This is a genomic window from Hydrotalea sp. GW822-HT8A01, assembly GCF_058798575.1.
On the sequence record NZ_CM179506.1, the window covers coordinates 193,498 to 209,498 of the forward strand.

At 34.5% G+C, this 16,001-nt stretch carries 16 protein-coding genes; 8 read left to right on the top strand and 8 right to left on the bottom strand.

Annotated elements, in window-relative coordinates; all coding sequences use genetic code 11:
- Positions 1-38: 38 nt before the first annotated feature.
- The 3 genes from AC3QLY_RS00845 (at position 39) to AC3QLY_RS00855 (ending at position 4,176) form a co-directional block, all read left to right on the top strand.
- Positions 39-1,523: a tetratricopeptide repeat protein gene (locus tag AC3QLY_RS00845; RefSeq protein ID WP_492990284.1), complete on the top strand. Its 1,485-nt coding sequence runs from the start codon at positions 39-41 to the stop codon at positions 1,521-1,523.
- A 71-nt stretch (positions 1,524-1,594) separates the two neighbouring features.
- Entirely contained in the window at positions 1,595-3,250 is a 1,656-nt protein-coding gene (recN, locus tag AC3QLY_RS00850; protein ID WP_074418323.1) for a DNA repair protein RecN, read from the top strand.
- 110 nt (positions 3,251-3,360) lie between these two features.
- On the top strand, positions 3,361-4,176 hold the full coding sequence (locus tag AC3QLY_RS00855; RefSeq protein WP_074418324.1) for an enoyl-ACP reductase FabI: 816 nt from the start codon (positions 3,361-3,363) through the stop codon (positions 4,174-4,176).
- Positions 4,177-4,288: 112 nt separating this feature from the next.
- On the opposite strand, the gene AC3QLY_RS00860 is transcribed toward AC3QLY_RS00855, so the two are convergent.
- Entirely contained in the window at positions 4,289-4,510 is a 222-nt protein-coding gene (locus AC3QLY_RS00860; protein ID WP_068244984.1) for a DUF2795 domain-containing protein, read from the bottom strand.
- 48 nt (positions 4,511-4,558) lie between these two features.
- Here AC3QLY_RS00860 and AC3QLY_RS00865 point away from each other — a divergent pair, with 48 nt between their 5' ends.
- Positions 4,559-5,305: an ABC transporter ATP-binding protein gene (locus tag AC3QLY_RS00865; protein ID WP_492990287.1), complete on the top strand. Its 747-nt coding sequence runs from the start codon at positions 4,559-4,561 to the stop codon at positions 5,303-5,305.
- A gap of 17 nt (positions 5,306-5,322) precedes the next feature.
- Here AC3QLY_RS00865 and AC3QLY_RS00870 read toward each other — a convergent pair whose 3' ends face one another.
- The 4 genes from AC3QLY_RS00870 to AC3QLY_RS00885 all read right to left on the bottom strand — a co-directional run bounded on the left by AC3QLY_RS00870 (position 5,323) and on the right by AC3QLY_RS00885 (position 7,648).
- Entirely contained in the window at positions 5,323-5,898 is a 576-nt protein-coding gene (locus AC3QLY_RS00870) for a cob(I)yrinic acid a,c-diamide adenosyltransferase (protein WP_074418325.1), read from the bottom strand.
- 96 nt (positions 5,899-5,994) lie between these two features.
- The gene (locus AC3QLY_RS00875) at positions 5,995-6,705 is read right to left on the bottom strand and encodes an ABC transporter ATP-binding protein (protein WP_074419579.1); all 711 of its coding nucleotides are present in this window, start codon (positions 6,703-6,705) and stop codon (positions 5,995-5,997) included.
- Positions 6,706-6,723: 18 nt separating this feature from the next.
- Positions 6,724-7,014 (bottom strand): Asp-tRNA(Asn)/Glu-tRNA(Gln) amidotransferase subunit GatC, encoded by a 291-nt coding sequence (gene gatC / locus AC3QLY_RS00880; RefSeq protein WP_074420265.1) that lies wholly within the window; start codon positions 7,012-7,014, stop codon positions 6,724-6,726.
- A 163-nt stretch (positions 7,015-7,177) separates the two neighbouring features.
- Positions 7,178-7,648 carry a thioredoxin family protein gene (locus tag AC3QLY_RS00885; RefSeq protein ID WP_081298681.1) on the bottom strand — a complete coding sequence of 157 codons (471 nt, stop codon included), beginning with the start codon at positions 7,646-7,648 and terminating at the stop codon, positions 7,178-7,180.
- 279 nt (positions 7,649-7,927) lie between these two features.
- Between AC3QLY_RS00885 and AC3QLY_RS00890 the strand changes: the two genes are divergently transcribed.
- The 3 genes from AC3QLY_RS00890 to AC3QLY_RS00900 all read left to right on the top strand — a co-directional run bounded on the left by AC3QLY_RS00890 (position 7,928) and on the right by AC3QLY_RS00900 (position 13,116).
- On the top strand, positions 7,928-8,377 hold the full coding sequence (locus tag AC3QLY_RS00890; RefSeq protein ID WP_492990290.1) for a response regulator: 450 nt from the start codon (positions 7,928-7,930) through the stop codon (positions 8,375-8,377).
- A gap of 334 nt (positions 8,378-8,711) precedes the next feature.
- Positions 8,712-9,473, top strand: a complete 762-nt coding sequence (locus AC3QLY_RS00895) for a HEAT repeat domain-containing protein (protein ID WP_492990292.1) — start codon at positions 8,712-8,714, stop codon at positions 9,471-9,473.
- 43 nt (positions 9,474-9,516) lie between these two features.
- Complete coding sequence (locus tag AC3QLY_RS00900; RefSeq protein ID WP_492990294.1) at positions 9,517-13,116, top strand: sulfatase-like hydrolase/transferase; 3,600 nt, start codon at positions 9,517-9,519, stop codon at positions 13,114-13,116.
- Between the two features lie 33 nt (positions 13,117-13,149).
- Here AC3QLY_RS00900 and AC3QLY_RS00905 read toward each other — a convergent pair whose 3' ends face one another.
- Complete coding sequence (locus AC3QLY_RS00905; protein WP_492990296.1) at positions 13,150-14,403, bottom strand: YaiO family outer membrane beta-barrel protein; 1,254 nt, start codon at positions 14,401-14,403, stop codon at positions 13,150-13,152.
- 164 nt (positions 14,404-14,567) lie between these two features.
- On the opposite strand from AC3QLY_RS00905, the gene AC3QLY_RS00910 reads away from it, so the two are divergent.
- Entirely contained in the window at positions 14,568-14,876 is a 309-nt protein-coding gene (locus AC3QLY_RS00910) for an RNA recognition motif domain-containing protein (RefSeq protein WP_288073094.1), read from the top strand.
- Between the two features lie 238 nt (positions 14,877-15,114).
- On the opposite strand, the gene AC3QLY_RS00915 is transcribed toward AC3QLY_RS00910, so the two are convergent.
- Positions 15,115-15,594 carry a transposase gene (locus AC3QLY_RS00915; protein WP_081298683.1) on the bottom strand — a complete coding sequence of 160 codons (480 nt, stop codon included), beginning with the start codon at positions 15,592-15,594 and terminating at the stop codon, positions 15,115-15,117.
- A 1-nt stretch (position 15,595) separates the two neighbouring features.
- Complete coding sequence (locus tag AC3QLY_RS00920) at positions 15,596-15,946, bottom strand: DUF488 domain-containing protein (protein WP_074419489.1); 351 nt, start codon at positions 15,944-15,946, stop codon at positions 15,596-15,598.
- Positions 15,947-16,001 lie beyond the last annotated feature (55 nt).

Genomic DNA, 16,001 nt, shown 5'->3' on the forward strand with positions numbered 1-16,001 from the left:
GTATTTTGAATACATTGTTTTAAAAGCATTTATCACCAATGAAATTAGCAACCGCCATCCTTTTATTGTTGTTTTTCTTCAACACAAATGCACAAAAGGTATTTGATTTTTCAAGCTCCTGCCAGCAGGCATATACCGAAGTAATGCAATTGCAAATAGGAAAAGGCTTTCGCTATATTGAAGAAAGCAAACAAGCCAATCCGCAGAATTTAATTCCCGTTTATATTGAAAGTTACATCGATTTTTTTACCCTTTTTTTAAATGAAGATCCACAGGAATATGCCCAAAAAAAGGAACTATTCGATGAAAGAATTGGCCTAATGCAAACAGGCAATAAAAACTCGCCCTGGTTTTTATATACACAAAGTGTAATTTATTTACAAAAAGCAGCTGTTGCCATAAAATTTGGAGAAATCTGGACCGCAGGCTGGGCATTTAGAAAATCGTTCCTGCTTATTAAAGAAAACAAGAAAAAATTTCCCAATTTTTTACCCAATCAACTTATTTACGGGGCATTAGAAGCCGCAGTAGGTACCATTCCCAAAAACTATAAATGGCTGGCTTCGCTGTTAGGCTTGCGCGGCTCAGTAAAAGATGGAATGTTACAGGTAAAAACTTTTGCTTTCAGCAACAATGCCTGGGCACAACTGATGCGAACGGAAGGCGCATTTATTTATGGATATTTAAATTTTTATTTAGAAAATCAAAAATCAGAAACCGTTCAATTCTTAAGATCGGGACGTTTTGATTTGGTGAACAATCATTTATTGGCCTATATGGCAGCTAATTTGGGTAAAAATGATAAACAGACAGAATTTGCCAAAAGCATTATTTTAAACCGCAGCAAAGCATCGGGCTATTTAGAAACACCGGTTTGGCATTTGGAGTTGGGATACGATTTATTGAATCACTTACAATTAAATGATGCAGTAAGGGAATTTAATTTATTCCTGCAACAGTTTAAAGGAAAATTTTATGTAAAAGATACCTACCGCCGCTTAAGCTGGTGTTATTTTTTAATGGGGAATATGCCTGCGGCAGAAAATGCCCGAAAACAAATTATGAGCAAAGGCAGCACCATGGCCGATGCAGATAAGGAAGCACAAAAAGAAGCACAAACCAAAAAATGGCCCAATGCATTGTTACTGGAAGCAAGACTATTGGATGACGGCGGCTACAGAACAGAAGCATTACAACTGTTAAGGAATACCCATGTTAATAATTATACAGACATAACCGATCAGTTAGAATTTACCTATAGAATGGGTAGAATTTACGATGGATTGGATGACAATGCCAAAGCCATTGAATTTTACCGGAAAGCCTATCAGTTGGGCAAAGACAGAACAGAATATTATGCTGCAAGGGCTGCATTACAGGCAGGGATGATTTATGAAAGAACCGGAAATAAAAATGAAGCAGTTGCTTATTACAATCTTTGCCTGAATTTAGGAGAGCATGATTATAAAAGTTCATTGGACCAGCGTGCTAAAAGCGGCATTGCACGTTGTACCGGACAGTAAGCATGTTTTTACTCATTTTATTCTTTTAATTTGCATTCAATCGCTTTGTTATTATTTTTATTGCCAGTACCATGTTACAAAAACTATACATACAGAATTATGTAATTATTGATGAGGTATCCATTCAGTTTAGCCATAAACTCAACATTATTACCGGCGAAACAGGAGCCGGTAAAAGTATACTGATGGGTGCTTTAAACCTTATTTTGGGCGAGAGAGCCGATACAGCCGTACTGATTAACCCTGAAAAAAAATGTATTATTGAAGGTGTATTTTTAACCGAAAACAGAAAAGCAGTTACTCAATTTTTAAAAGAAAATGAACTGGATTTAGAATCATCGCTGCTCATTAGGAGAGAAATTGCGCCCAACGGAAAATCAAGAGCTTTTATTAATGATACGCCTGTTAGTTTACAGCAACTGAAAACACTGGGTAATTTGCTGGTTGATTTACATCAGCAATTTGATACATTGGATTTGGCCAAAGCCGATTTCCAACGGCAGGTAATTGACGCATTGGCACAACAAAGTGAACCATTAAAAAAATATCAGTTCATTTACAAACAATGGAAAGATACCCTGCAGGAATTAGCATCACTTCAATCCCAAAAAACAACTTTTGAAAAAGAGGCAGATTATAACCGATTTTTATTAGATGAATTAACTACCCTGCAACTGGCCCCCAATGAGCTGGAAAATTTAGATCAGGAATTGAAATTACTCAGCAATAGCGAAGGTATTAAGGCTACTTTAACCGGCATTGTATATCCACTAATAGAAAGTGAACAACCCATTGTGCAGCAATTGAAACAAATAATACAGCAGTTGCAAGGATACCATGCCATGCATCCTGATATACCCGCTTTGATTGAACGCCTGAATGCTGCACATATTGAGCTGAAAGATATTGCAACTGAAATAGATCATATTAATCAGCATATTTTATTTGATGCAGAACGTATTGCAGAAATTGAAGAGCGGCTGGCAGCCGGATATAAGTTGTTGAAAAAACACAATGTACAAAATACCGAAGCATTACTTTCCATTCAACAACAATTAAGCGAACAGTTACAACAGGTTTTATTAATTGATGATACCATTGAACAACTGGTAAAAAAAGCTGCAGCACTGCAGCAGCATGCTACTGAACTGGCAACAGCCATTTCAGGGGAAAGACACAAGCAAATTCAACCCTTTGAGCAAAAAGTAAATCGTTTATTGCTTCAGGTTGGTATGCCCAATGCACGAATAAAGGTAAATATACAAGCCACTACTTTGTGGGAATATGGCTTGGATAATATTGAGTTTTTGTTTGATGCCAACCATACCAACCGCTTTGAACCAGTAAAGAAAGTGGCCAGCGGGGGCGAGTTAAGCAGGCTGATGCTTTGCATAAAATCACTGATAGCACAATACATCGATTTACCAACGCTAATTTTTGATGAAATAGATACCGGCATTAGCGGCGAGGCAGCCAAACAAGTAGGCTTGATTATGAAAAATTTATCGGAAAACAGGCAAATTATTTGTATTACACATCAGCCACAAATGGCTGGCAAGGCCGATGCACATTTTTTTGTATATAAAGAAAACATCAATAACGCAACTCAAACAAATATACGTTTGCTGAATCAGGAAGAAAGAATTATAGCCATTGCACAAATGCTGGGCGGAGAAAAACCCGGTGCAGCCGCATTGGAAACAGCAAAAGAAATGATGCAACCTTAAAAAATTTGTCTAATTGTAAACAAACAGCAGCAGTTGCATCCATTTCTTGCATTAAATCTTTATGTTTGAGGTTTCATAAACAATTTTTTTACAGTTGAAAAAATAAATGTATGGCATACAACTTATTAAAAGGCAAAAGAGGTATTATTTCCGGAGCATTAGATGAAAATTCAATTGCCTGGAAAGTAGCGGAAAAAGCGCATGAAGAAGGTGCAACATTTGTATTAACGAATGCCCCCATTGCCATGCGTATGGGGCAAATTAATGCGCTGGCAGAAAAAACCGGCTCTCTCATTATTCCTGCAGATGCCACGAATGTTGAAGAGTTAACCCATTTATTTACGCATGGTCAGGAAGTTTTGGGCGGTAAAATAGATTTTGTTTTACATTCCATTGGTATGAGCGTGAATATCAGAAAAAATATTCCCTACACAGAATTGAATTATGATTACTTTTTAAAAGGTATAGATGTTTCTGCATTATCATTACACAAAATGCTGGCCGTTGCTAAAAAATTAGATGCCATTAACGAATGGGGAAGTGTGGTGGCTTTAACTTATGCAGCAGCACAACGCACTTATCCTTTTTATACAGATATGGCAGATATTAAAGCTATGTTAGAATCTATTGCAAGAAGTTTTGGCTACCATTATGGCGTAACAAAAAAAGTACGCATCAATACCGTTTCTCAATCTCCAACTAAAACAACTGCTGGTACCGGAATTAAAGGCTTTGGCGACTTTTTTGATTATGCCAATGCCATTGCCCCATTAGGCAATGCTACTGCCGAAGATTGTGCCAATTATTGCATTACGTTGTTTTCAGATTTAACCCGTATGGTTACCATGCAAAATCTTTTTCATGATGGCGGCTACTCCTCTACCGGTGTTAGCAATACCATTATGGAAAAAATGGGATTGGAATAAAAGTCACTTCAAAATATTGCAATTAAAAGCCGGATTTTCACCGGTTTTTTTATTGTACAGGCACAAAAAAACCACCCATAAATGGTGGCTAATATAATGGAAGGTGGTTTCGTTAATACTCATCCTCATTAAACATAAAATCCTCCTGACTTGGGTAATCGGGCCAAATATCTTCAATACTTTCATAAACCTCCCCCTCGTCATCTAATTCCTGCAAATTTTCAACCACCTCAATGGGTGCACCACTACGGATAGAGTAATCTATTAACTCATCTTTAGTAGCGGGCCAGGGTGCTTCTTCCAGATAACTTGCCAGTTCTAATGTCCAGAACATATTTAAAAATTTTGTGCAAAAGTAACCGTATCTGCGAAACTACCAAAAATGGCTTTACAGGTATTTGTAAATTATTTTGAAAAAATAGGTAAAAAGCAGGAATCTATTGTAAGTTTACGGCCTAATACCTTTGTAAAATTTATGTTAAGTGCCCGCAATATTGTAAAAAAATACAATCGTTTAGAAGTTTTAAAAGGCGTAAATGTGCAAATTGAACAGGGCGAAATTGTATCAATTGTAGGTTCTTCCGGAGCCGGCAAAAGTACCTTACTGCATATTTTAGGTACTTTAGATGAGGCAGACGGCGGCGAAATTATGCTGAACAACCAACCCATTCATCAGTTAAAAGGTAAAAAATTAGCAGATTTTAGAAACAATCATATTGGGTTTGTATTTCAGTTTCACCATTTATTACCTGAATTTACAGCATTGGAAAATGTATGCGTACCGGGTTGGATTGCCCAAAGAGGGAAAAAAGAATTACAATTGCACGCCACTGAGCTGCTCACCCTACTGGGATTGGCCGATAGAATACATAATAAACCTCAGGAATTAAGCGGCGGAGAACAACAAAGGGTTGCAGTGGCAAGGGCGCTCATTAACCGGCCCGATATTATTTTTGCCGACGAACCCACTGGCAATTTGGATAGTGCCAATGCCAAAGATTTACACGATTTATTTTTAAGATTGCAGCAGGAATTAGGTCACACTTTTTTAATTGTTACCCATAATGAGGAACTTGCTGCATTAAGCAACCGGGTTTTACACATGAAAGACGGGCTAATTGTTTCCTGAAACAACTACTGAAATTACTACTGAATACGGGGCTTCCAGGCAATTTCTGCTATTTGCAGTTTGTGTCCAATGCAACGGGCTATAACAAATAAATAATCACTCAACCGGTTTAAATATTGAATTACCAAAGGATCTACAAACAAATTGTTGGCTTGCATAGCCACACACAAACGTTCGGCTCTGCGGCAAACACAACGGGTAATATGCGCGGTTGAAATGGCAGTATGCCCACCCGGTAAAATGAAATGCTTCATCACAGGTAAATCGGCCTGCATGGCATCAATATGATGTTCTAACCACTCTATGTCGGCTTTATTTAAATCAGGAATTTTCATTAAAGGTGCTTTTTCAGGATCGCAGGCTAAAGAAGATCCAATGGTAAATAACCTGTCCTGAATTTCTTTTAAATCAGCACATAATGGCTGTAAAACAGGAAATAGAGCAATTGAGTCGCTTAGCAATCCAATAAATGAATTCAATTCATCTACCGTACCATAACTTTCAATACGAATATGATTTTTTGCAACTTTTGTTCCACCAATTAAGCTGGTGTTGCCGGCATCTCCGGTTTTTGTATAAATTTTTAGGGTCATATTGTACAATATCAATCAAAAGATGTTACAAAGTTACCCGTAAAAAGGTTTATGCTATACAGTAAATAAATAAAGCAGGTTTTCTTCTATACCTCATTATTGATAAACGGTGTGCGTAGTAAAATCTTTGATATTATCACTTTCAATTACCCCATCGCGCAACCGAATAATGCGTTTGGCATAACGTGCAATATCTTCTTCGTGGGTTACCAGTACCACTGTATTGCCTGCTTCCTGAATTTTGCCAAAAATTTCCATTACTTCAACTGAAGTTTTAGAATCTAAATTTCCTGTTGGCTCATCTGCCAATAAAATGGATGGATTATTGACCAATGCTCTTGCAATAGCAACTCTTTGAATTTGGCCACCACTTAATTCATTCGATTTATGATGACTACGATCACCCAATCCAACTTTTTGCAAAGCCTCAATGGCTCTTTCCAGCCGCTCTTTTTTAGCAACACCTGCATAAATGAGGGGAAGTGCTACATTTTCTGCAGCTGTTAAACGGGGTAGTAAATTAAATTGTTGAAAAACAAAACCAATTTCTTTATTACGTACTTCAGCCAAATCATCATCGGGCATTTTACTAACATCTTTACCATTTAAAATATAACGACCACCCGTTGGCGAATCAAGGCAACCCAAAATATTCATGAGGGTGCTTTTTCCACTTCCGGAAGGTCCCATTAAGGCTACATACTCATTCCGTAATATAGAAAGACTGATCCCCTTTAATACTTTGATTACCTGGTTTCCTATAAAATAATCTTTCTCTATATGATTGAGTTCAATAAGAGTATCCATACGGTTGATAATTAAACTTTATTTTTTTATAACAGTAGGTACCTGAAAAAAATCACCATTGTGCAGCGGTGCATTCTTCAATGCTTCAGCCTGCGTAATTTGGTTATCAACTTCATCTTCCCTAAAAACATTCATGGGCTGGCCCACGTACATTAATGGTGCAACATTGGTAGTATCAACCGCCTGCAGTTCCTGTACAAAGGCTATCATATTTTCCAAATCGCTAATTAATTGGGGCATATCGGCTTCATCAACATTCAAACGGGATAAATGCGCCAATTTTTCAACCAAAGCTTTATCAACCTGCATATTTAAAATTTTGTTTTAATATTCTAAAAAACAATACCGTTACTAACGAGTATGGTTATTCTTTCAAAAATAACTGAAATGTTCTAATTCATCACAGCCTTTGTATTAACGGCAAATTCGGCTGATTAATTGAAGCAGATGGATGACCATCTGCAAAACATGGTTATTTTTGGGAATTGAGCTTATCCAGCGCAGCTTGTGCAAACTTTAAAATATCTTTTGTACCCATATAACCCAATGCATACATCACCGGTTTACCTGCTGCATCTGTAAATACCAATGTAGGATAAGCATTTACGCCAAAATAACGGGATACCTGCGGGCCAATGCCTTTTTCAGCATCAATAGAAATATTAATAAAATTATTATTAAAGAAATCGCCTACTTTTTTATTTTGAAAGGTTTTGGTTTTCAATAGCATACAAGGCGGGCACCAGGTTGCATATACATCAACAAATATTAATTTGTTTTCTTGTTTAGCCATTTGCTTCGCTAAATTCCAATCCTGTTCTATAAACCGAATGGCATGTGTTACAACATTCGGTTGTTGCATCATATACTGCTTTTCGCCGGCACGATTGGTTGAAGGAATCAACCAAATAAAGAATGTAATGAACAATGTTTTCAACAGCATGCTTCCAATTGAAAGGTAAAATTCTGATTTTCAAATGAGAAAATCTGTTAAATCTAATGATTGTAAATAATCTTAAGGCAATATGTAGCAATAATACTACAATAAATACAATAAATTATACGTTATATGCTTCAGCTTATATAACTTTAATATGGAGATTTGAATAACCCAACTCTTAAATAAACCTATAACCTGAGAAAGAATCTTGTCGCACTTACAATTTGATGTATTGGCGACACCCAAATACTATATCAGTCTATATAAATATTATAATAGATTATGAAAGTTTTAGTAGTAGAAAGCAATCCTATTCTGTTGAAAATATTGACCATAAGATTAAGTGAGGCCAAATATACCGTATACAGCAGTTTAGAAGGAGAACATGTGCATGAATTAATAGTGCACATTAAACCTGATATACTGATTACTAAATTAAAACTGAAGTATGCATCAGGATTTGAGTTAATTAAATTAGCCAAATCAAAGTTTCCAAATATTTTTATAGTAGTAATAACCAAACTTACACAGGAAGAAATCATCAATGATTTAAAAAAATCAGGTGTAAATAAATACATCAAGAGACCATTTAATATTGAACAAATATTAACTGCAATTTCTGAATTCAAATCGAAACAGATTGCACAACCTGCTTTATTAAATTTACCTGAAAGCATACCATTGTATAAATACCCTGTTCAATTATATAAAGATGGAACCAATGAATTATAATATTACGAAGCAAACGCTTATATTTTACTATATACACCTCGAAACACTTCGAACAGTTGCGTTGATATTCTTTATTCTGTCTGTTACTCTGGTGATTGTAATTTATGCCAATATCTACATTGAAAAAAGGTATTTTCTCCTCAAAATTATTATTCAAAAAAGAATGAGCAACTGGCTGGCTGAACAAATTGCTGCAACAAATGAACCATCAAGTGAGTTACCCGACAGAATAAAAAATATTTTAAAATCAAACTATGCTAAAAAAATAATCACGAATGAATTAATAGCATTAAAAAATAATATTCAGGGAAAAGAAGCAGAGAATATTAACCGATTGTATGAAATTTTACAACTAAAAGACAGTTCAATTAAAAAACTGTACAGTAAAAAATGGTATGTAAAAGCAAAGGGTATCCACGAATTATATACCATGGACCAACGAGATTTATTAAAGGTAATTTATAAAAATGCAAATAGTACAAACGAATTGGTACGCACAGAAGCACAAACAGGCATTGTAAATATGTACGGATTTGATGGACTTCGGTTTTTAAGTGTCATATCAAATCCAATCACAGAATGGCAACAAATTAAGCTATTAGCACAATTACAAAACCAACAGCCAAGTAATGTTTTTTTAATAAAATTAAACAAATGGCTTCAATCAAAAAACGATACTGTAATAATATTTTGCTTAAAAATAACAGCCATTTATAAAATTGAGGAAGCATTACCCATAATTCACCAAACTTGTTTAAAGCATAATAATGCCATTGTAAGAAAAACAGCTATTGAAACCTTGGTTTCATTTCTCAAACAAACAGAAACATCAGCACTAAAAGCACTTTATAAATTAGAAACAAAACAAAATAAAATTGCCATACTAACTGTACTACGAAAAATCGGGAACAGAAACGATATTCAATTTTTAAAAGAAATAGTTCTATCTGAAGATATTGATTTAGCTAAAGAAGCAATGATTACACTATTAAAAATAGCACCGGATATGATAACGTGGAAGGAACAATTATTTGTACAAAAAAACAAAGTAACAAAATTCACTTTGCATGCACTAGATGAACTAGCTTATCAATAAATTTTGATGATACTGTTTCAACACAAAAGCTCGTGCAACTGAAATGATTTTTTTAGCCACACATCATATACTATTTGAAATTGCCTCCATCATTTGCAACATAAACATTATTTGGGGGAATGGTATGTTGTGGCTCCTGAATGCACATCAACTGACTGAAGCAATATATCATATTATTTCAGAAATAATATTCATTTACTCGGTTGCACTCATTACCACATACTTATTTATAGGATTATATTCAATTGGAGAAACAAAAAAATACCTACATAAGAACACATATACAGATTATGATTTACTTTTTACCAATAATTATGCTCCAGGCATTAGTGTACTGGCTCCTGCTTATAATGAAGCAAAAACTATTGTGGAAAATGTACATTCACTCTTATCGATTGATTATATAAATGTTGAAATTATTGTAATCAATGATGGCAGTAAAGATGATAGTTTAACCCAATTAATTACTGCATTTGAATTAGAGCAGGTAAACTTTTATACAGAAGAGAAAATTAAAACAAAACCTATAAATGGTGTTTATAGAAGTAGAAATCCACTTTACAAAAAATTATCTATTGTAGATAAAGAAAATGGAGGAAAAGCAGATGCGCTTAATGTGGGTATCAATATTGCATCAAAAGATTATATTGTTTGTATAGATGTTGACTGCATTTTGGAACCAGATGCATTATTAAAAGTAATGAAACCATTTTTAGAAGAGTCGGATAAAAAAGTAATTGCTACCGGTGGTGTTGTTAGAATTGCCAATTCGTGTGAAGTGGTGCGTGGGAAACTTGTAAAAGTACATTTACCTGAAAAGTATTTGCCACGCATGCAAACACTGGAGTACATCAGAGCTTTTATTTTAGGCAGAATGGCATGGAGTCGTTTAAACGGATTAATGCTAATATCCGGAGCATTTGGTGCATTTGATAAAGAAATTGTGATACAGGCTGGTGGTTATAACCACAAAACTGTAGGAGAAGATATGGAACTGGTGGTAAGAATGCGCAGGTATATGGAAGAAAGAAAACTACCATATGTAGTGAAATACATTCCCGATCCTCTGTGCTGGACAGAGGCGCCAGATAATTTTAAAATTTTAGGCCGCCAGCGTAATCGATGGCTCCGGGGAACTTATGAAACATTGTGGCTGCATAAAAAAATGTTTTTTAATCCCAAATACGGTATACTTGGCCTATTAAGTTATCCTTATTGGTTTTTCTTTGAACTATGTTCACCCATCATAGAATTTATAGGTTTTATCAGTTTTTTAATTTTTGCTTTAGCAGGAATATTGGATTGGAGTTATTTTATTTTATATTTAATCGTTATAATATTTTTCGGATATACTTATTCCATTTTTGCCATTTTAATGGAAGTACTTACATATCATCAATATAAGCGGAGAATAGATATTACTCATTTAATATTTAGCACTTTTACAGAACCTTTCTACTTTCACCCATTTGTAGTTTGGAGTGCAATGAAAGGATTTATTGATAAAATCAATAAAAAATCAAATTGGGGTGAAATGGTTCGAATAGGATTCAATAAAAAAAATATTGTTACGGAAAACAATACAACAATTGTACAGCACAAAGAGGAACATCTAAAACAAAAAAAGGATCGTAAAACATTAGAAGCATTTGGAAATTATTTTTTGAAGTTGGTTTATTTCTCAAAACTGTATGCAAAATATATCATAGTATTTGTGAGCACTATTATAACCATCAGTACACTTGAATTATTAGCTGAAATCTATAAAAATGGTGCTCCTGATCAATTACCAAAAATTTTGCAAAGCTCTATCTTTCATGATATACGATTTTTATTTTTAGTTGTCATTAGCTTGTATTTCCCATTGTATCTTGCATATTTAATTAGCCGAAAACTTTCGAAACTCCTTATTCAATCAGTTTTTTTTAGTGTATGCATTATTCAATTAATGTTATCAGCATATTTTTACTTTACTCAGGTGCCTTTAGGAGCGGATATATTTGGTTATAGTTGGAGTGATATTGTAACAACCATTACTGCATCAAATATTTCAGTTTATGTAATCATAGCTTTTTGTGGAATTGTATTCATTATTTTTTACCTGCAAATATTTCTACCCAAAAAATTGAACCCTGGTAATATTAGCATTAGTATCTTTAGTGGTATACTGCTAATACTTTCTTTTACAGGATTTTCTTCTTTTATGAAAATTAGAGAATACAACAATTATTACTACAACAACTTATCACAAAACAAAACTGCATATTTTCTAAGCGCATCGTACCAATACCTCTTTCCAAAACACATTGAAAATATAGCACAATTAGAGCAAGAAAAATTTGTTAGAAAAAATTTTAAATATATAGATGAAAAAAAGTATCCTTTTCTGCATATAGCAGATAGCTCTGCCGAAACCCTTTCACAGTATTTTAAAACTGACAGTACCATACCCAATATTGTCATTATCATTATAGAAGGTTTAGGAAGTGCATTTAGTAATGATGAAGCTTATCTGGGAAGTTTTACACCTTTCTTAGATTCATTGTCAAAGCATGCATTGTATTGGAGTAATTTTTTAAGTGAGGGTGGCAGAACTTTTGCTGCACTACCTTCTATTACAGGATCACTCCCATTTGCACAAAGTGGCTTTGCAGAACTTGGCAATAAAATGCCGTCGGCATTTACGCTCATGAACTTATTAAAGAAACATGGCTATCATTCTGCGTTCCTGTACGGTGGAGATGCATCATTTGATAATATGAACCTGTTTATGAAAAAAAATGGAACAGACAGAATATTTGATATGCATGATTTCAATGCCACAAAATATCAAAAAATAAATTTAGTAAATAATTTTTCATGGGGTTATGAAGATAAATCGCTGTATCAGTTTTATTTTGATCATCTCAACAATACAACACCCTACCTGAATGTTTTATTAACTTTATCTACTCACGAGCCTTTCTCACTCAATCAGGCAGCTTTATACTATAATAAATTTGATAAACATTTAAGCCGACTTGCATTAAGAGAATCAGATAAAGAAAAAGTTGCACATTACAAACAAGAGCTAAGTACAGTTTTATATGCCGATGAAAGTATAAAATATTTTTTTAATATTTATAAACAAAGAACAGATTTTACACATACTATTTTTATCATTACCGGTGATCACAGAATGCCTGAAATTCCTATAGAAGATAAATTAGACCGATATCATGTACCCTTGATTATCTATTCGCCATTATTGAAAAAAAGTGAAGTGTTCAGGAGTATATCTACACATTTTGATATAACGCCAACACTTATTAAGTTATTACAAAAGCAATACAGGCTTGATTTGCCGGATACTGTTGCATGGATGGGATTAGGTTTAGATACCGCAATAACGTTCAGAAATATACATCATTATCCATTGAAGCAAACAAAAACCGATTTAGTAGATTTTATCAGTAATGAGTACTTAGAAAATCAGGAAAGCCTGTTTAGAATTTATCCAAACTTATCGATTGAAGCAACAACAAAAGACTCTGTATTGGCAGAAATCAATAATAGATTTAATCAATTCAAAATAAAAAACAATCAATTCGCAAAAGATTTAAAACTATTACCCGATAGCTTGTTTAAAAAATATACAGAATAATTAAATCCCACAAGCCACAGTATGTTAGTGTATCTAAAACCTAAACATCCAGGCTACTCCTACCTGATATTGATTACCTTTGATTTTGGGTAAATATTCCTGATTTACCCAATTAGCATCAATCGACAATACATTCATTTTCCCAATAGTTTTCCGGTATAACAAGCCCGCTTTATAAGCAACCAGATTAGCCCTATTATCTAATAAAACTGCATTATACCTGTCATCTGGCGAAATACCATAACCGGCAGAAATGCCAATAAAGTCATAAGCTCCGCCAAAATAGTAACGCGCCATTGCGCTATAAGAAACACCGGCTTTGGAAGTATAATTAGACGGAATAATATAAGCTCTTGCCCCAAAAAGCCAGTTTTTATAATACTTGCCGGCATAGGCAGTATATAACCAAGTTGGACTATTACCAAACTGTAAATAGCGTAGCCCCATTTCTGCTTCATAACTTTTTGGCAAATTAGCATATAATGAAAATGCACCACGCCATTGAGGAAATACCCCGTTATTATTTCCCGTATAACCAGCATTGATATAGCTGTAAAATATTTTTGAAATATGCGGATAAGATTCTACTTCAAATTGCAAGGCATTTTCGTTGAACCTATTGGCATAATTTACTCTTCCGGTGATTAATCCCAACGAGGTTGTCCTTCCATAATCAACACTAGCCAAATGCCAGGGGTTGTTAAATTGTTGATCAAAATATACAAAATCATAACTCAGATCTATCTGATTTTTTGAGAGTAATGATTTAATAGATGCGGCCAACGCCCTTGCAGCAGCCATTTCATTTCTAAAATGAATCAGTTTTTGAATAGTGAAATAAGCACTATCATAGTTTTGTTGCGCTACAAAAATCCTTGATTTTAACAACAGCAAGGATGCTGATTCCGGATGAAATTGCAAACCAGTGTTACATATAGCCAATGCTTTTGGATAAGCATTATTCCAAAATAACATTGTAGCATATCCTAATGAAGCATCTTCATAGCCAGGATTTTTCTGCAAGGCATTTTCAAAAAAATAAGCCGCACTGTCATAATTTTTTTCCCAACTGTTTATTCTGCCCATAAATACCCATAAATCAGTATAACCCGGGCTTTGCTGAATACCCTGCTGCAAGTATTGTTTTGCCAATGCATAATTATGCTGCCGGAAAGCAGCATTACGAGCTAAAATAAGTAAACTATCACTTGACAAATTTGCTTGAGAGTAGATAGTAGTAGTAAAAAATAGCAGAGATATTAGCCATAAATACTTATTACACTGCATGGGGTAGGTGTTAAAATACCTGTAAAGGTAGTATCAGCAGTGCATTTTAAGCACTGAAATGCAATTTTTTTTGTAAAACGGGATAAGCTGTTAACTTTAAAAAAGATTATTATTAATTAGCCGTTTGATTGATTATTTTTGCAGTTGAACGTTAAACAGTTTGTATGAAGCTTTTTATTGGGGGATTACCCGGCGATATTGATGAAACCGATTTAAAGGAGATGTTTGAATTATATGGCGATGTGCGCTCAGCCATTGTTATCAAAGATAAACAAACCGGAAAAAGCAAAGGGTTTGGTTTTGTTGAAATGCCCAATGATGCAGAAGCCAAAGAAACCATTGAGCTGCTGAACGGCGTAAAAATGCTGGGCAAAAAAATTGCTGTTACTCAAGCGGAAGATAATGGCCGAAGCAACAATAATAGCGGTGGTGGCAGACCTTTTAATAACAGACCTCCGGGAAGAAGATACTAAAAAATTAATTTTTGAATAGATGTCGGTCATATTGTCGGCATCTATTTTTTTAGAGCTCAGTTTGTTTTACACATAGGTGTATTTATAATAACCCATTTTTTGTTAGCAATATTTCAAAGAATGATTTTTGATGCAGTTTGGTTTGATAATCTTTTTTGTGGTTTCATTGCCGGGATGTTTTTCATCCCGGTTTATCTTTTTATGCCCTTTTTTTTAGGGGATAGGTACAGCTATCCCATCAACTTCTTAGTTCTACTTTCAGTTGAACCAGCCTGAACAGGTTGTAGGTCTGGTTCATTAACCCGATGGCCGCCTGGTTTCTTATAAAGTTCCTGTACCGTAAATACATTTCATTCATACTATTGGTCATAAAACCAAAAATGTGTTCTATCCTGGCTCTGATGGCTGATTTCTTTTTATTACGTTGCTGTTGCCGCTTTGTCAGCGGCTTGCCCCGGTAACCTCTTTCATGGATGCAACTTTCTATATTTTTCCGGTGGCATATCTGTTCTATGGCTTTATTGCGGTAAGCACTGTCGGCATAAAGGGGTTGACCGCCATCTTCTTTCTTATTTAATAATTCATCCATCTGTTCACTATCCTGTATATTGGCGGTAGTAACTTTGTAGCCGGTAATGAGTTTGGTTGTGCTATCGGCATTAACATGGTTCTTATAACTAAAATAGTTTTTGCTATTATGCGTTAGTGATGAATCGATATTATTTACTCATGAATTCTTTTATAACCACAGCCTGGTTGTGTAAAACATCTTTTGCACCAAAAACAAGTGTAATATTTTGTTTTGACAGTAATTTTCTTAACTCTTCTACAGCCGGTTTATTATGTAACAATTCAGTAGTGTATTTTTCATGAAATACTTTCCACTTTGCAACATCATGTGCAAACCATTTGCGCAATTCGGTACTTGGTGCAATGTCTTTCAACCATACATCAATCTTTGCTTTTTCTTTCGTTAACCCTCTAGGCCAAACCCGATCTACCAGAACACGCAATCCATCTGAGTCTTCAGGTGGATCGTATACTCTTTTTAGGGATAAATTTTTTTTCATGAATTCATGTTTATGAAAAAAACTATATTATTACTTCATCCAATGATCAAATAAA